The sequence below is a fragment of the Anaerotignum sp. genome (genome assembly GCF_031981185.1).
Lineage (GTDB): Bacteria > Bacillota > Clostridia > Lachnospirales > Anaerotignaceae > Chakrabartyella.
This window is the reverse complement of the sequence record NZ_DALYUL010000009.1, coordinates 78,007-95,004: the sequence shown is the minus strand read 5'-3', so window position 1 is coordinate 95,004 and position 16,998 is coordinate 78,007. Positions and strand designations below refer to the sequence as shown.

Annotated in this window: 16 protein-coding genes; 13 read left to right on the top strand and 3 right to left on the bottom strand. The window is 36.7% G+C overall.

The genetic code is table 11. The annotated features are described in order from the left end of the window. Both RTK36_RS07035 and RTK36_RS07030 read left to right on the top strand, forming a co-directional pair. Nucleotides 1-400: hypothetical protein (locus tag RTK36_RS07035; RefSeq protein WP_312045630.1), on the top strand; the 400-nt coding region annotated here is incomplete at its 5' end. Between the two features lie 76 nt (nucleotides 401-476). Beyond that, nucleotides 477-995, top strand: coding sequence for a DUF1456 family protein (locus RTK36_RS07030; protein WP_312045628.1), 519 nt, complete (start codon nucleotides 477-479; stop codon nucleotides 993-995). A 978-nt stretch (nucleotides 996-1,973) separates the two neighbouring features. On the opposite strand, the gene RTK36_RS07025 is transcribed toward RTK36_RS07030, so the two are convergent. Continuing rightward, entirely contained in the window at nucleotides 1,974-3,362 is a 1,389-nt protein-coding gene (locus RTK36_RS07025; protein ID WP_312045626.1) for a sensor histidine kinase, read from the bottom strand. 2 nt (nucleotides 3,363-3,364) lie between these two features. Next, nucleotides 3,365-4,075, bottom strand: a complete 711-nt coding sequence (locus RTK36_RS07020) for a response regulator transcription factor (protein ID WP_312045624.1) — start codon at nucleotides 4,073-4,075, stop codon at nucleotides 3,365-3,367. Nucleotides 4,076-4,248: 173 nt separating this feature from the next. Between RTK36_RS07020 and RTK36_RS07015 the strand changes: the two genes are divergently transcribed. From RTK36_RS07015 to RTK36_RS07000, 4 genes are read left to right on the top strand one after another with little or no spacing between them, the layout of a single operon-like run. Beyond that, nucleotides 4,249-5,160 (top strand): ABC transporter ATP-binding protein, encoded by a 912-nt coding sequence (locus RTK36_RS07015; protein WP_312045622.1) that lies wholly within the window; start codon nucleotides 4,249-4,251, stop codon nucleotides 5,158-5,160. Continuing rightward, a complete protein-coding gene (locus RTK36_RS07010; protein WP_312045620.1) occupies nucleotides 5,160-5,915 on the top strand; it encodes an ABC transporter permease in 756 nt (251 codons plus the stop codon). Before RTK36_RS07015 ends, RTK36_RS07010 begins: the two co-directional genes overlap by 1 nt. A 12-nt stretch (nucleotides 5,916-5,927) precedes the next feature. After that, nucleotides 5,928-6,659: an ABC transporter permease gene (locus tag RTK36_RS07005; protein WP_312045618.1), complete on the top strand. Its 732-nt coding sequence runs from the start codon at nucleotides 5,928-5,930 to the stop codon at nucleotides 6,657-6,659. Between the two features lie 20 nt (nucleotides 6,660-6,679). Then, nucleotides 6,680-7,054 carry a YxeA family protein gene (locus RTK36_RS07000; protein WP_312045616.1) on the top strand — a complete coding sequence of 125 codons (375 nt, stop codon included), beginning with the start codon at nucleotides 6,680-6,682 and terminating at the stop codon, nucleotides 7,052-7,054. Between the two features lie 294 nt (nucleotides 7,055-7,348). On the opposite strand, the gene RTK36_RS06995 is transcribed toward RTK36_RS07000, so the two are convergent. Then, the gene (locus RTK36_RS06995; RefSeq protein ID WP_312045613.1) at nucleotides 7,349-7,912 is read right to left on the bottom strand and encodes a TetR/AcrR family transcriptional regulator; all 564 of its coding nucleotides are present in this window, start codon (nucleotides 7,910-7,912) and stop codon (nucleotides 7,349-7,351) included. Nucleotides 7,913-8,049: 137 nt separating this feature from the next. On the opposite strand from RTK36_RS06995, the gene RTK36_RS06990 reads away from it, so the two are divergent. The 7 genes from RTK36_RS06990 to RTK36_RS06960 all read left to right on the top strand — a co-directional run. Continuing rightward, nucleotides 8,050-8,826 (top strand): SDR family NAD(P)-dependent oxidoreductase, encoded by a 777-nt coding sequence (locus tag RTK36_RS06990; RefSeq protein WP_312045611.1) that lies wholly within the window; start codon nucleotides 8,050-8,052, stop codon nucleotides 8,824-8,826. Nucleotides 8,827-9,136: 310 nt separating this feature from the next. After that, nucleotides 9,137-9,565, top strand: coding sequence for a MarR family winged helix-turn-helix transcriptional regulator (locus tag RTK36_RS06985; protein WP_312045609.1), 429 nt, complete (start codon nucleotides 9,137-9,139; stop codon nucleotides 9,563-9,565). Between the two features lie 87 nt (nucleotides 9,566-9,652). Next, nucleotides 9,653-11,413, top strand: a complete 1,761-nt coding sequence (locus RTK36_RS06980; RefSeq protein WP_312045607.1) for an ABC transporter ATP-binding protein — start codon at nucleotides 9,653-9,655, stop codon at nucleotides 11,411-11,413. After that, nucleotides 11,410-13,260: an ABC transporter ATP-binding protein gene (locus RTK36_RS06975; protein ID WP_331654978.1), complete on the top strand. Its 1,851-nt coding sequence runs from the start codon at nucleotides 11,410-11,412 to the stop codon at nucleotides 13,258-13,260. Before RTK36_RS06980 ends, RTK36_RS06975 begins: the two co-directional genes overlap by 4 nt. Before the next feature lie 233 nt (nucleotides 13,261-13,493). Beyond that, entirely contained in the window at nucleotides 13,494-15,389 is a 1,896-nt protein-coding gene (locus RTK36_RS06970) for a histidine kinase (RefSeq protein WP_312045605.1), read from the top strand. Beyond that, nucleotides 15,382-16,023 (top strand): response regulator, encoded by a 642-nt coding sequence (locus tag RTK36_RS06965; RefSeq protein WP_312045603.1) that lies wholly within the window; start codon nucleotides 15,382-15,384, stop codon nucleotides 16,021-16,023. Before RTK36_RS06970 ends, RTK36_RS06965 begins: the two co-directional genes overlap by 8 nt. Nucleotides 16,024-16,171: 148 nt before the next feature. After that, on the top strand, nucleotides 16,172-16,998 hold an 827-nt coding region (locus tag RTK36_RS06960), incomplete at its 3' end, for an ammonium transporter (RefSeq protein WP_312045601.1).

The window sequence follows — 16,998 nt, the reverse complement described above, 5'->3', positions numbered from 1 at the left end:
AATGATTAAAGTCTATTTAGCAGGTATTGCATCCTTATATGAGGGTGAGGATATAGAAATTCAATATAGTATTTATGATGATCTGGAACTCATAAGCAAGAAATCCATCAGTATGGATTATGTGAAGCCAGCAATTGTAGGGCAAGTTGCCATGAGAACGGTTTTAAGTAAATTAAAAAAATATATGAGCAAAGAGGTAGTAGTTGTTGTTAATGACACAGCGTTATACGAATCGATTAGAGGAACATTGAAAACTAAAAATATAGATGTTTTGAAAATGGCCAAGGAAACAAGAAAAAAAATAGCTGGTTTTGAAAATTTTACAATTGAAAATGTAAGCGGTAACCATGTTAAGACAGAAAATTGGGTTCAAGCATTAAAAGATTGTAAACGTACTTGATGCTCGGAGCATTATTACCGAAAAAAGATTCACTAGTTAAAAAAGGTTTAACGGCATTTAGAAGGAGAATTTATAAATGGACAATAATGATATATTAATTAGGATAAGATATGCACTAGATATAAAGGATGCAGATATGGTGGAAATATTTAAAAATGATGGCGTAGAGCTAACAATAGAGGAAGTACGGAAAATGCTAATAAAATCTAAAGACAGTGGTAGCGTAGATGTCGAAGTTCTTGATGAGATAGAAGAAAATAGAATATGCTCGAACGCTGAATTAGAATCGTTTTTAAATGGGTTAATTATTTTCAAAAGAGGAAAACAGGATGAAAAATCAGATCAACCTGTAAAACCTGTTTTGTCTATAAAAAATAAGCAAAATATTAATAATATTGTGCTTAAGAAATTGAAAATTGCCCTATCATTAACTAGTGAAGATATGCTTGATGTATTTAACGAAGCCGGAATAAATGTAACAAAAGGGGAATTAAGTGCTTTATTTAGAAAAGAAGGGCATAAGCATTATAAAGAGTGCGGTGATAAATACGCTAGAAATTTCCTAAAGGGATTAGCTCTAAAAAATAGGAGATAGGTGGTTATACTAAGTCGGGTTTTAGTTCTGGAGCATTAACTGTAAAAGAGCTTCATAGTTTTGCTGTAAAACAACATTACCTGTCGTAGCTAGGAGAAATGCGCTTAAAAAGTGAATGAAATACCAAAGAATATGAATGAAACAGTCTGTTTTTTTTAATTAGCCTGCCTATATTAATTTTACAAACAATTTACTCTGTTATGATGCATTTTTGTTTAAAAAAAATCTTTTGAGCATGAATACGAAGTTCGTTCTGTAGTAAAAAGACGAAGTGAAACATCACAGGTATTCGTTTTCTATTTGGTAGATAAATTCATTGGTATACTTAGATATCTCCCTATATTCCACCTTGGTTTGCAGGAGGAGAAAAGATTCTTCTAAAAATTCAGTATAAATGAGCCGTTTTACAATAAGATATGTGTGCCTAACCATTTTATTAAAGAATAGAATAATGTGAGTAATACAGTTTTTTAAAACTTCATATGAAATCAATAGGCTAAGTGTGTAGGTCGATTTAAGCGACCTACACACTTAGCCTATTTTTTATACTCGGAACAAAAGGATGATAATTCAAAAGCAATATATCTATTCACCTTATCCACGGAACAAAAAAATGAACATTGAAGAATATCACTGGGTAGATTTTATCTAGCTCATATTAGTATAATTCGCAGATATAAAATCCCAAAAATCTAATCGGATATCTACTATCACAGTATAATAATTGATAAACAAAATCATTATAAACGTCCTTGATAAAAAGGTTAATTACTTGCCATCAGCTTTCTGCATGATATGACTACCAACTGGACACTGTCTCTGGTTATTCTGTTCGGTGTTGTCGGATAATAAAGCCAAACTTAAAACTTCAACTTTAATTTAAATTTATACAATCCCGAAAGCTGTTATTACATTACTGTTTTATTAATCTGTAAATTAAGCTAAAAACCGTGAATTGTAAAGGACATCCTATATACCTTAATGAAGTTTTATTGATGGCAATACAATTTCGGCTTTCAGACCACTACTGCTATCGCTGGATAAAATGAAATGTCCCTTATGTGCCTTTACAATTCTTGCAACCATTGGCAGTCCAAACCCATGCCCATTCTGTCGAGGACGTTTTCTTTTAGAAGAATAGGGTAATTCCAATAGATCAGCAAGTTCATTTTGGGGAATTCCTTTGCCTTTATCATCTACGATGAAACTACAAGTGTTATTGTCTGCATCAAAAGATGTTTGTAACAGTATCAGGCAACCGTCAGGATTATGATTAATGCTGTTTTGTACCAGATTAGTTACGGCTCGTGTTAATAGCTGCTCATCTCCCATGACCTGTGCGTTTTCATCTAAAATAGCTACTTCCAAAATAAAGCGCTCATCTAATCCGCCATTCAGAAATTCAGAAGCGATTTGTCTTGCTAATACTGATAGGCGAATAGCCTTTTTATTAAGAGGTTGCATTTCATATTCCAGCATTGAGACCAGATTTAGGTCGCTAACAAGAGAGCTCAGTTTTTCTGCCTGTTGCCGGACGATACCTGCTTGCTGCCTTTGTTCTGTTGGAATATCACTATTTTCCTCCATATTACTTGCATATCCAAGTACCATGGAAAGAGGCGTTCGAATATCGTGTGAAATACCCGCAATCCAATTTGAACGAGCTTCGTCTCTGGTTTGCAAACTATCGTTTTTTTGTTTTAATAAAGCTGAGGTACGGTTTACACTTTGTGCAAGGTTGGCTAAAACTCCTTTTGGCTCTACATATATATTTTTATCTTCAGCAAGATCTTGAATACCTTGAGTTAGCGGATGGATAGATCGAATTAATCTAGAGCCGATGAAAAGAGAAAAAAGTAATGCAAGGGCAATATTTCCAACCAGTAAGGAAATAATTCGCAGCGGTAAAGAAGATACCCAGCTTGTTGGAAGTATATGCTGGTATTTTGTCATGCCTTCTTTTGGGTATCCGACAACTACCAACCCTTCATCATGTTGCCACACAAAAACAGGATAATCCTTCAAGTAGTAACGAGTAAATTTGGCCACGTCGACCAAAGAATATGTTTTACTTAGTTCTTCAGGAAGCATATAATCCCATGCTACGTGTCCTGTATTGTCAATCAGCATTGCCCATCCATTATTCTGTTTCAACAGTTTCACTGAGGAAGAATCTAAGGAATAGGAGTTGGACGATGAATGCAATCCTTCTGCTACGTTTTGAACAACAGCACTAGGAGCGTTTACATCGTTCATACCTTTGGACACCCAAGCAGCGATCAGAATAAAATTGAAAATTAAGAGAAGGAGAGAAATAATAATGGTTGAACCAATAAAGCGTCTCAAAATTCGTATTGTTCCCTCCATTTTTACACCCCCTGAACCATCAACTTATACCCTAACCCTCTAATGGTAAGCAAATATTCTGGACTGGATGGGTTAGCCTCAATCTTTTCTCGGATACGTCTGATATGGACCATAAGTGTATTTTGGTAGCCATAATAATCATCCCCCCATGCAGCTTGGCAAAGGGCATCGCTGGTTACGATACGATTTCTGTTTTCATAAAGCTTTAATAGCAATATAAGTTCTTTTGCTATCAAAGGATATTCAGTGGTGCCATCTCCAACAATACCACCTTCTAAATTAATAGTACGATCTCCTAATTGGAAAGCAGGACGTTGCTCCTGTTTTGGCGGTGAATAAACCCTTCTCAGAATTGCCGTTAGACGAAGAATTAGTTCTCGTGGCAAAAATGGTTTTGCAATATAGTCATCAGCACCAAGGCCAAGCCCCAATAGACGATCCTCATCCTCTCCTCTTGCTGATAAAAAAAGGACAGGCATATTTGATATTTGTCGCAAGGAGGACAGAAGGGAGAAACCGTCTCCATCTGGCAGCATAACATCTAAAATTGCAATGTCTGGTTTTACAGACCGACAGGCTTCTAAAGCCTCAGCGCAATTAGAGGCCTTATAAATGCGCATAAAGCCTTCTTTACGTAAGAAACTATCAATCATATTTCTTATTTCATGCTCATCATCTACGATGAGCAGTTTTTTATTCTTTATATCATTCATACAATATCACCCACATTAATTATATATTACTTTAATTATTAGTCCACCCTTACAGTGTTATTTTTTATGATTTAAGGTTGGCGTAAGGTGAATGTCAGCTTAAAGAAAGGTTGATTCTTTATACTATAACCTAGGAAAAGAACAATAAACCTAACAAAATGGAGGAAATAGATATGAATCTCATTGTTTCTACTCATAATCTTTCCAAACGTTATGGAGATACCTATCGTGTGAAAGATGTAAATTTGGAAGTATCTGAAGGAGATATTTATGGGTTTCTTGGTCCTAACGGGGCAGGAAAATCAACTACATTAAAAATGATTTTGGGACTAACACAGCCCACTGATGGAGAAGTGAGGGTGTTTGGAAAGGATCTTGGCGCAAACCGCCAGCTCATTTTGAGCGAAACCGGCTCTCTCATAGAATCTCCATCTAGTTATGGGCATCTTACAGGATTAGAAAATATGCGTGTTATTCAAAGGCTCAAGAATGTGCCAAATAAGAATGTGTTGGAGGCTTTAAAAATTGTCCGATTAGAAAATCAAAAGGATAAAAAAGTGGAACAATATTCCTTGGGGATGAAGCAACGTTTGGGGATTGCCATGGGGCTCTTGTCCTTTCCAAAGCTATTGATTTTAGATGAGCCTACAAATGGTCTTGATCCCGCTGGTATTGGTGAAATCAGAGAATTGATTAAATGTCTGCCCCAGCGTTACGAGATGACAGTGTTGATTTCCAGTCATTTGCTTTCTGAAATTGAGCAGATGGCAACCGCAGTGGGTATTATCAACGACGGAATGTTGATGTATCAAGGTAGTATGGAAGATTTAAAAAATAAAAATCGACCAACAATTTCGTTAAAGACAAAGAACAATAAGTTAGCGTATCAGTTGCTTTTCGATAAAGGCTTTTCTCTCCAAGAACGAGAAGACGCTTTGGTATTTGAATACATGACGAACAGACAGGTGGCGCTGGCAAATAGAAGCTTAGTTGAAGCTAATATTGATGTGTTGCGTATTGAAGAACACAAGATGAATTTGGAGAGCATTTTTTTGGATATTACAGGAAAGGGGCATAGCTTGTAATGAAAATGGTTGGTCTTGAATGGTACAAATTGCGTCATAAGCATCTGTTTTTGATGGTAACAATATTTTCATTCGTGGAAATTGGATGGGCATTCATGGCATCTAGTATGTCGATTTCACGCAATCCGGATAATGCTCGATGGGAGTTGCTAATTGCCATGTTATCCTCTATGAATGGTCTATTCCTACCCATTCTCTCAGCGATATGTGTATCTCGCATCTGTGACATGGAGCATAAAGGGAACATGTGGAAGCTATTATTTACTACTTCAGTAAGGCGTAGGCAACTCTATGGAGCAAAATATATTTCTGCGACTATCGTCATATTGTGGGCATCCATACTACAAGTGATTGCTATTATAGCATTTGGTATTATGAATGATATTGAACAGCCTGTGCCATTATTTTTAATAATCCTTTTCTTTATAGGGACGGGTTTAACCAATATGGTGGTGATAGCATTACAGCAATGGGTATCCATGGCAGTAAAAAACCAAGCTTTTGCATTATCCCTTGGTATGGTAGGTGGATTCATTGGGTTAGTAGCGGACATGCTGCCGTCTGGATTACATAAGATTTTTGTATGGTCTTACTACACGGGGTTAAGCCCCATTACACAAAGCTATATAAGTGAAAAAATGCAGTTTATTGTACGTGATATAAGTTCATTACTGCCTACCGCAGGGGTGCTGATTGTATCTGGAATTGGGATTTATTTGGCGGGGTGCTTTCATGTATCCAGCCAGGAAGTATAAGGAGGGTTAATTATGTTAAGACGTTGTATTTCTGCAGAATGGATGAAATTACACCATTCCCATATATGGATAATCCTGATGATACTTCCCATAATAAGTGTTTTGATTGGCTGTGCTAACTTTTATATGAACCAAGGCGTACTAACAAAAGAATGGTACAGTCTATGGTCTCAAGTGGGTTTGTTTTATGGAGAATTCTTCTTTCCCATTCTTATTGCTATTTGCTGCGCATACATGTGGAGACTGGAGCATCATAATAAGAACTGGAATATGATCATGACTGCACCCGTGTCAACAACTAGTATCTTTTTAGCCAAATTGATAGTAGTCGGCGTACTAATGATTTTTGTTCAACTTTTCTTTTTTATATTATATTTTTTAGGAGGTAAATTGGCTGGTATAACCTCGGAACTTCCAGGGGAATTATTTGGATGGCTACTCCGTGGATGCATATCAGCCCTTACAATCAGCGCCTTGCAATTAGCTTTGTCTAGGGGTATCCGCAGCTTTGCTGCTCCGATTGGAATTGGTTTGTGTGCTGTTTTCATTGGTCTAGGTATGTATGTCATGCACTTGGGATTGTTTTTCCCCCATTCACTACTCACTACCGGTATGGGGGTACTCAGTCAAACAAGTCTTTCGCCTAGAGAGAACCTTTTGTTCATTATGATGAATCTGCTGTATCTTATTATTATTAGCGTAGGTGCAATACATCGGATGGGTAAATCTGATATAGTTGCTTAAAACAGAAAGGATGTCATTTAATGAAAACTAAAACAAAACTGCTAGTTGCCGGTTTATTCATTATTATTTTTGGAGGGGGTTCGATTTTCTTTTTTAATCCTAATCGGCTTACTCCGGAAAATCCAAAAGGGAAAACCAGTTATTATACTATGATAATTAATGATGATGATATGAAGTTAAACGACTCGCAAAGATATGAATATACTTTAGATGCTTATAACGAGAAGGCAAAAAAGAAATCTCTTACATTTACCAGTAATAAGCAACTGAGAGAAGGGGCGTATTTAGAGTTGTACGTTGCACCGTTTCGTGGAGTTACCTACTGGCAAGAGACTCAGTTGGATGAACTACCTGACCAAGTCAAGAGTATTTTTACAACTGAGCCTACGCTATAAATAATTGTAGGGTATGAAATGGTTGACGCATATTCAGGAATTTTAAACAGCTTTAGATTACTTTGAAATGAATTTTTGCCAAGAGCATACTGACCTTAGATGGAATTTCTAAAGTACTAGGATTTATAAAATTCCATTTCCATAGAAGTTTTAAGAGAAGTTGTAATCTTGTTTTATTATTATTTTAGAAAATGAAGGGTTTGAAGCGCCACTTCCGTTGTTTGGGATGTGATGGATTTAGAAGTAATATATTTTATCTGGGGCAATGTTACCTTTTGTGTTTAGGCAGCAAATCTAATTTTGAATGTAAGACGACCAATATGGATTGTTGTCATCAAATAATTCAGATACAATTTTTGCAATTTCATCAGAGGATTCCTTTGCTCCGGTGGATAGCCAATGAAAGAGAATATTACAGAAACCTCCAATTATAAAAGCTGATTTATATTGGAAATTGCTTGGTATTTGCTCATGGAATTCTGTATAAATCGTAGGAATAAATTCATTAGTTACTTTTAATATTAGGCTCATAAGAATGTTGTTTTTATGCAAAGCCAGAAGAAATTCTAAATGCTCTTTCCAAAAGTCAAATTGCGCTTTTGCCATACTGTGAATGGTACGAACCTTTACATATTTAAGAGTAGCTAAAAATTCACTCTGCAATGTTGCTATGTAAAATTCCATTACATCATCTTTATCCTTAAAATTGCGATAAAAAGTACGTCTATCTAATTGAGCGTTTTTACAGATTTCTGTTACAGTGATTTCATCGTAAGACTTGCGATTCATCAAATCAAGTAAAGATTCTAAAATCCATTTTTGAGATTTAATAGCGAGTGTATGCGTACTTCTAACCATAACGACCTCCTTAATGCCACAAATAATATGTAAATGTAGCTAGTTGCTTGGGTTAATTGAATAGCATCTTTGCTTATATTATAATCATATTATAAAGACGCCACAAGTGTAGCGAGTAAAAAAGGAGGTTGTATTTCATGAAAAAGTATGTTCTTATTACAGGTGCTTCATCTGGGATTGGAAAATCCTATGCCAAAATGTATGCTCAAAAAGGAAATAACTTAATTATAGTTGCTCGTTCAGAAGATAAATTAAAACAATTAGCTAGAGAACTTGAATTAAAATATAAAGTGAATATTGAAATCATTGTCATGGATCTTTCCCTTGAATATGCTGGAAAAATTCTATATGAAGAAATTGAGAAACGCCACTTAAATGTAAATGTTTTGGTGAATAATGCTGGTTTTGCCACGAAAGGACTATTCAATAAAATTGATTTTGATCAACAGCATAAAGAAATATTATTGAATATGGCAACCCTTACAGAACTTACATATTTGATTCTTGGAGATATGTGCGAAAAGAAGCAAGGAACCATTATTAATATTGCATCTGCTGCGTCGTTTAATCCATTACCTTATTCAGCCGTATATGCTGCTACTAAGGCATATGTTTTATCACTAACAGAAAGTTTGAGTTATGAATATAAAAAATATGGTATTAGAGTTTTAGCCGTATGTCCAGGGGCAACGGATACTCATTTTTTTGATAACTTTGGTGCAGTAACTAATAATCTGCGTAGACCTGAGGATGTTGTAAATACAACTTTTCATGCCCTAGAGAATGAAAATAAAATTATATGCACAGATGGTATGTTTTGCAAACTTCAAGTCCTACTACATAGAATATCAACTCGAAAACATGCACTGAAATTCATGGGAAAGGCTGGCGAAAAAACCTGGGGTGGCAAATAACCTAAGGCAACATCATTTGTCAGGCCAATCGTTTTGCAAAATAGAAAGAGGACTGAAAAATTAAAGTACTTTCATTAAGGGAAACACAATTGGCTGTATCTGGAGCTTCTTGAATATCCGAAAGGGTGTTTATGGACGATGAAAAAGCAAAGGAGGAAGCGAAAATTAAGGATTTTATCATATGCAACAAAGCATAGATAGTACTGGGAATTATATTATCAAAATAACGGTAAAAAAGTATTGACAAAATAGCTAACAGTAAATATAATAAACAGTATTAGATAATATGTTGATATGAGAAGGTGATAAATTGGATATTGAGCAGATGGCACAAGAGTATATGGAAGCGATGTTTCACATGCGAAAGGTGAACTCACACAAGGAGATTCATAATTCCGTCCATGGAGAAAATTTTGTACTCCTTTTTGTTTCTCAAAATGGAGGAAAAGCAATTCCCAGTGATATCAGTAATGAGATGGGGATTTCTTCGGCAAGGGTAGCTGCAGCACTCAATAGTCTGGAAAAAAAAGGGCTTATCATAAGAAGGATTGACGCGCAGGATCGGAGAAGAATTTTAATTGACTTAACAGATTCTGGCAAAGAACAAGTAAAAAACCATTATCAAATGGTTATGAACATGGTAAAGAATATGCTCCAGTATCTTGGAGAGAATGATGCAAGAGAGTTTTTACGAATCATGAAAAGACTTGCAGAAAAAGGGCCAGAAGGTTTTAAATAATATGCAGCCACAGGTGTGGCTGCATATCTTCTGACCCAATACCTAACAATATTAGATTATAATACCATTAGCAAAGGGAGAATGAACATGATAAAGCTATTAAAACGTTTCGATATATCAGAATGGATTCAGGTGTTAATCAGTTTGATATTCATTGTGGCACAGGTCTGGTTAGACCTAAAGCTTCCTGATTATATGTCCGAAATTACAAGATATTCACAGATGCCCGGTGGTGAAATGTCGGATATATGGTTGGCTGGGGGCAAAATGATGCTTTGTGCCATGGGTAGTTTAGTATCATCAATCACAGTAGGTTTTTTTGGAGCGAGAATAGCAGCATCTTATTCTAGAAGAATAAGGAGCCTTCTGTTTACAAAAGTTGACTCTTTTTCTATGGAAGAAATGAATCGTTTCTCAACAGATAGTTTGATTACAAGGTCAACAAATGATGTTACACAAGTTCAGCAATTTATTACAATGGGATTGCAGATGCTAATTAAAGCACCAATCATGGTGGTGTGGGCCTTAATAAAGATTTCGGGAAAAGGATTTGAATGGACAGTTGCAACGGGTGTGGCTGTAGGGATTATGGCGACGGTAATTGCCTTAATTATGGTGTTTGTAATGCCTAAGTTTCGTAAAATGCAGGTGCTCACAGACAATTTGAATCGGGTTACAAGAGAAAATCTTACAGGGCTACGTGTAGTGAGGGCATATAATGCAGAAAGCTATCAGGAAAAGAAGTTTGAGGGTGCAAACCAAGAGTTGACTTCTACTCAATTGTTCGCAAATCGGGGCATGGCGGTTATGATGCCCATGATGACAGCACTAATGAGTGGGCTGTCGCTGGCAATTTATTGGATTGGTGCATATCTGATTAATGGAGCACAAGCAATGGATCGGCTAATGCTTTTTTCCAATATGGTGGTGTTTTCCTCCTATGCAATGCAAGTAATTATGTCATTTATGATGCTGGTAATGATATTTGTAATGTTTCCTAGAGCTTCCGTGTCTGGAAAGCGTATTAATGAAGTATTGGATACAGAAGCTACCATTTTGGATGGAGATAAATGTCAAGGGAAAGATGGCTTAATAGGTGATGTTGAATTTAAAAATGTTAGCTTTAAATATCCAGGGGCTGCCGATTATGTTCTGGAGAATATCAGTTTTACTGCAAAGAAGGGGGAAACGGTAGCATTTATTGGATCCACTGGTAGCGGAAAAAGTACTTTAGTAAGTCTGATTCCAAGATTTTATGAGGTTACAAGTGGTGAAGTAATCGTAGATGGAATAAATGTAAAGGAATATAAACATGAAGAATTATATAACAAGATTGGATATGTTCCTCAAAAAGCTGTTATGTTCCGTGGCACAGTAAGTAGTAATGTAGGTTTTGGTGAAAATGGAAAGCAAAAGCCAGAGCAAAAAGAGATTGAGGCTGCTATAAAGATTGCACAGGGAAGTGATTTTGTAGAAAAAATGGATCAGCAATATGAAGCAGTGATTTCTCAAGGGGGTACCAATGTGTCAGGTGGACAGAAACAACGTTTGGCCATTGCCCGGGCTGTTTGCCGAAAACCGGAAATGTATATTTTTGATGATAGCTTTTCAGCTTTGGATTATAAGACTGATCGAATCCTGAGGTCTGCTTTGAAAAAGGAAACGGCCGGTGTAACAAGCCTGATTGTTGGACAACGAATTGGCACGATTATGGATGCCGATCAAATTATTGTTCTGGATGAGGGGAAAATTGTTGGCAAGGGAACACATAAAGAACTTTTAAATACTTGTGCCGTATATAGAGAGATTGCTATGTCACAGCTGAGCGAGGAGGAGTTATTAGCATGACCGAAAAGAGAGAAAAGCGAAATACACAAGCAGGTCACATGGGGAAAGGTTCCATGGGGGTGCCTGTAGAAAAATCGAAAAATTTTAAAGCAACAATGGTAAGACTATTAGAATACAGTAAAAGATACTTACCTGTTATAATACTTGCTTTGATAGCAGCCATGGCAGGAACGTTGCTACAGATTGTAGGGCCCGATAAATTGAAAGAACTGACCAATGAAATCATGAAGGGCTTGCCGGCCTTAGTTGAAGGTACCACGGTGATTGGAAGTATAGACATGAAAGCCATTTCTAAAATAGCCTGGACTTTGTCATTGCTTTATGGTATTTCTTTTTTACTTAGTTATTTACAAAGCTTTATAATGGCCACGGTGACTCAGGTGATTTCTAAAAAAATGAGGACAGATATATCGCAAAAAGTGAATCGTCTGCCTTTGAAATATTTTGATTCCACCAGCATTGGTGATGTATTAAGTCGCGTTACCAATGACGTGGATGCCATTGGACAGACTTTAAATCAAAGTGTTGGTACACTAATTACTTCTGCAACGATGTTACTTGGATCCTTGGTTATGATGTTTTATAATAGCTGGATTTTAGCACTGACTGCAGTGGGTGCAAGCTTTTTTGGATTCACCTTTATGATGATAATTATGAAGGTTTCTCAGAAATATTTTAAGGAGCAACAGGCAGAGTTAGGCAATATAAATGGTCATATTGAAGAGGTCTATACGGGGCATAATGTTGTGAAGGTTTACAATGGAAGCAAAGAAGCCAAAGAAGTATTTGAGAGAAGTAACAGTAAATTATATACGAGTGCTTGGAAATCTCAATTTTTATCTGGACTGATGATGCCTCTTATGAGTTTTATAGGCAACTTTGGTTATGTAGCAGTATGTGTGGTTGGCGCAGCGCTTGCTATGGATGGAAAAATAACGTTTGGTGTCATCGTAGCGTTTATGATGTATATTAGATTATTTACCCAGCCCCTCTCTCAGATTGCCCAGGCAATGAACAATTTACAAAGAACAGCTGCGGCCAGCGAGCGCGTTTTTGAATTTTTAGATGAGGAAGAATTGGAAAACGAAAAAGAAAAACAAAATCATCTCCACGATGTCAAAGGAGAAGTGTTATTTAAAAATGTAAAGTTTGGATATACATCAGATAAACCGATCATTCATAATTTCTCGGCAAAAATTAAGGCTGGGCAGAAGGTAGCAATTGTTGGTCCAACTGGGGCTGGCAAAACAACAATCGTAAATCTGATTATGAGATTTTATGAGTTGGATGGAGGCGAAATAATGATTGATGGAGTTCCAATTCATGAGGTTCCAAGAGAAGATGTCCATGCGCAATTTAGTATGGTATTACAAGATACCTGGCTTTTTGAAGGAACGATACGAGATAATATAAAATATAGCAAACAGGAAGTTACGGAAGAAGAAATCATTAAAGCTTGCAAAACTGTGGGATTACATCATTTTATTAAGACTTTACCAAACGGATATGATACGATACTGAATGATAAAGCAAGCCTATCGGAAGGACAAAAGCAGTTAATCACCATTGCAAGGGCTATGATACAAAATGCGCCGTTGCTGATACTGGATGAAGCGACAAGCTCAGTGGATACCCGTACGGAGCGTATGGTACAATCTGCTATGGATCAGCTTACAGTTGGGAGAACCTCGTTTGTAATTGCCCATCGCCTATCAACGATAAAAAATGCGGACTTGATTTTGGTCATGAAAGATGGAAATATCATTGAGAGCGGAAATCATGAAGAATTGCTTGGAAAGAATGGATTTTATGCTGAACTATATAGCAGCCAGTTTGAAGTAGCGTAAGGAAAAGTTGTATGTTCTAAACCCAATAATTAATAAATCAGAAAGCATGCAGGACATTTGTTCTGCATGCTCTTTTGTGTTGTTAAAAGTATGTTCCCAAATTTCAAACTACACTGAAAATGCCATGATAATAAAGCGTTTAAGGACAAAAAAATTATTATAGATAAAGCGGACAAATCGGTATATACTGTAAATATTATTTAAAATATTCCGCATGAAAGAGGGTGAAATATTTGCAGAATATTAATACCATATGGATTATAATATGCGGTTGCTTTGTTTTCTTTATGCAAGCCGGATTTATATGTTATGAGGTAGGATTTGTCCAGAGTAAAAATGTGATTTTTGTTGCAATCGAAAATTTATTAACATTCATGATAACCACCGTTGGGTTTTGCCTTTTTGGGTTTCCGCTGATGTTTGGTAATACTTATCATGGAATCATTGGAAATAGTTTTTGGTTTTTCAGAGGGGTATCTGAAGCATCGCCATTGGGATATTCATTTATATTTTTCCAATTAATGTTTGCTGCGACTGCAGTAACAATATTTGCGGGCTCTATGTCTGAACGGGCGAAGCTGTTACCTTTGCAGATGGCAGCTTTTATTAGCGCGGTATTCATTTTCCCGGTTTACGGCCATTGGGTTTGGGGTGGATTGTTTCTCAAGCAAGATACTTGGCTTTCCGGCTTAGGCTTTATTGATTTTGCAGGAGCTACAGTTGTGCACACAACAGCGGGATTTATAGCGTTAGCTGGATCAATTGTTGTGGGGAGAAGAATAAAAACGAAAAATGGAAAGTCGAATATTCCATTTGCTGTTCTAGGTGTATTCATCCTATGGTTTGCATGGTTTGGGTTTAATGGCGGCAGCATTCTTGCTTTTAATGATAAGGTAGGACTTATCCTTCTAAACACTAATTTAGCGGCAAGTTCCGGTATGCTGGGGGCATTGACGATGAATATGCTTCTCCGAAGAAAAGGCGGGTTTTTAATATCAATATTTAACGGTGTTCTTGGCGGACTGGTTGCTATTACGGCAGACTCATATTATTTAGGACCCATTGCGGCCTTAGCAATAGGATTTTTGTCGGGTATGACAGTTGATTTGTCCAGACATTTATTGGATAAATGGGGTATTGATGATGCAGTGGGGGCTGTGCCCATACATTTATTTGGAGGATTATCAGGAACATTGTTGTTGCCTTTTTTTATGAATGCTGAATATTTACATACAGGCAATAGAATTAGGCAATTTTTTATCCAATTCTTGGGCTTGTCGGTCAATTTTTTCTGGGCTTTCGGAGTGGCATTTTTGATGTTCAAAATAATTGATAAAAGTGTAGGATTGCGTGTTACAATGGAGGAAGAAGAAAAGGGTCTTAACATTGTAGAGTTTTCTGATATTTACTCATGGGAAAAATATATAGAAATCTCTGGATATGAAACGGAAATTAAACAGAAAAATGATTTGCTCAGAAAGCAGGCTCGTTTATTGACTGTTACAGAGGAACAAGAGAAAACCAAGCTTGCGAGAGATTTACACGACGGAGTGGGACAGAGCCTTGCCGCACTTAAGTTAATTCTGGGTATGACCAAAAAACAGTTGTTAACATCTGATGCTCAGCCAAAACAGGAAAAACTTCTGAAAAATACGGAAAAAGCAGTGGTTTTAGCGGAAAACTCCATAGATGAGATTCGAAATGTCTTGAATAATCTTAAACCTGAGCAACTAAAAGAAAATGGATTGACCGGCGGGCTAGAGGCTATGACAAAGGATTTAAATGAAATGGGCGATCTATCTTGCAGTTTGAAAATCATGAAGCCTATTCCTCCTTTTGATGAGATTATAACACTTAATATTTACCGGATTATTCAGGAGGCACTTACCAATATAGTAAAACATGCGGAGGCTCAGAATGTGGTAATTTTAGCCGGAGCCATTGGTAAATACGATTTTTATGATTTTCAGATTACAGATGACGGTATTGGTTTTAATTCTGAAAATGGTGAGTATGGAGTGGGCATTCCGTCAATGAGTGACAGGGTAAAAATGCTCGGAGGACAATTTAAAATTGATAGCAAAGAAGGCAAAGGAACCAGGGTTGTTGTGGAGGTGCCAATTGATTAACGACAAAATTAAAATTTTTCTAGCGGATGATCATAAAATATTGAGAGAATCGTTGATTATGCTTTTGGGACAAGAAAGCGATATTGAAGTGGTTGGAGAGGCTCAGGATGGAATTGCAGTGGAGGAAGAGGTTCTAAGAAAAACCGTTGATGTTTTGATTTTAGATATTTCAATGCCTAAGAGAAGCGGAATTGACGTTGCAAAAAACCTTGTAAGACAGCTGCCTGATTTAAAAATTATATTTTTAACCATGCATAAAAGCGAAGAAATTTTAGCTGAAGCATTCATGAATGGGGCTAAGGGCTATGTTCTCAAGGAAAATGCCTTTGAAGAATTAATTAAGGCAATTCATGCTGTTGTGGAAAATAAGGTGTATGTTTCCTCATTGCTGGCGCCAACCTTACTTCATGGTTTTCTTGAAAATGAGAAAAAAGGAAATGCTCTGTCAGTCAGGGAGAGAGAAGTGCTTAAGTTGATTGCGGAAGGGTACAGTAACAAGGAAATTTCAAATATGTTGATGATATCAATTAAAACAGTTGAAACCCATAGGGCTAGTATTATGAGAAAAAATAACTTTAGAAATATTACGGAGCTTGTGCTTTATGCCGCACGAAATCATATGATTGAGATATAATTAAACAATACAAACAGAAAAGCATAAAATAGGGTCTTTCCCTGAAGAAAATAAGGGTTTTCTGGTATTCCTAAAAACTTTTATTTTTTTATAATTAAAAGTGGAGGTATGAAGATGTCTCCAATTAAAATGAGGGGAAGTGACTTTTATGATTAATAGCGGAGATACCGCGTTTATCATTATTTGTGCTGCGTTGGTTTGTTTAATGACCCCAGGACTGGCATTTTTTTACGGTGGATTAGTATCCAGAAAGAATGTTTTGACAATAATGATGCAGAGCTATATTTCTATGGGCATTGTAACAATTATTTGGGTTACCATCGGATTTTCACTTGCATTTGGACCGGATGTGGGCGGACTTATCGGAAGTCTTAAATATGCATTTTTAAATGGTGTAGGATTGGCACCAAACCCAGACTATGGCCCAACGATTCCGTTTTTATCATTTTTTAGTTATCAGCAAATGTTTGCAATTATTACACCAGCATTGATAACAGGTGCATTTGCAGATCGTGTAAGTTTTAAAAGCTATTTGTTTTTTTTAGTAGCATGGAGTATTTTAATTTATGTACCTGTTGCTCACTGGGTTTGGGGCGGAGGTTTTCTACAACAAATGGGCGTTGTTGACTTTGCTGGCGGAATAGTAGTTCATGCTACTGCTGGTCTTGCTGCCATAGCATCCGTTTTGTTTGTTGGAAAAAGAAATATGTCTGCCAACCAAGACAGAGAACCTCATAACATTACTCATGTAGCTTTGGGTACCGCTTTGTTATGGTTTGGATGGTTCGGATTTAATGCAGGAGGAGCCTTGGCTGCAAATTCCATTGCGGCGGTTGCTTTTATAAATACAGATATCGCTGCTTCTGTAGCAATGATTACTTGGCTGTTTATATCATGGAAAAAAGAAAAAAAACCAAGCTTTTTAGGTGCCTTGACAGGTGCTGTGGCGGGTCTTGCTACAATTACACCCGCTGC

Coding starts and splice junctions, on each gene's coding strand:
- RTK36_RS07030 (WP_312045628.1), top strand. CDS start 477: ATGGACAATAATGATATATTAATTAGGATAAGATATGCACTAGATATA.
- RTK36_RS07025 (WP_312045626.1), bottom strand. CDS start 3,362: ATGGAGGGAACAATACGAATTTTGAGACGCTTTATTGGTTCAACCATT.
- RTK36_RS07020 (WP_312045624.1), bottom strand. CDS start 4,075: ATGAATGATATAAAGAATAAAAAACTGCTCATCGTAGATGATGAGCAT.
- RTK36_RS07015 (WP_312045622.1), top strand. CDS start 4,249: ATGAATCTCATTGTTTCTACTCATAATCTTTCCAAACGTTATGGAGAT.
- RTK36_RS07010 (WP_312045620.1), top strand. CDS start 5,160: ATGAAAATGGTTGGTCTTGAATGGTACAAATTGCGTCATAAGCATCTG.
- RTK36_RS07005 (WP_312045618.1), top strand. CDS start 5,928: ATGTTAAGACGTTGTATTTCTGCAGAATGGATGAAATTACACCATTCC.
- RTK36_RS07000 (WP_312045616.1), top strand. CDS start 6,680: ATGAAAACTAAAACAAAACTGCTAGTTGCCGGTTTATTCATTATTATT.
- RTK36_RS06995 (WP_312045613.1), bottom strand. CDS start 7,912: ATGGTTAGAAGTACGCATACACTCGCTATTAAATCTCAAAAATGGATT.
- RTK36_RS06990 (WP_312045611.1), top strand. CDS start 8,050: ATGAAAAAGTATGTTCTTATTACAGGTGCTTCATCTGGGATTGGAAAA.
- RTK36_RS06980 (WP_312045607.1), top strand. CDS start 9,653: ATGATAAAGCTATTAAAACGTTTCGATATATCAGAATGGATTCAGGTG.
- RTK36_RS06975 (WP_331654978.1), top strand. CDS start 11,410: ATGACCGAAAAGAGAGAAAAGCGAAATACACAAGCAGGTCACATGGGG.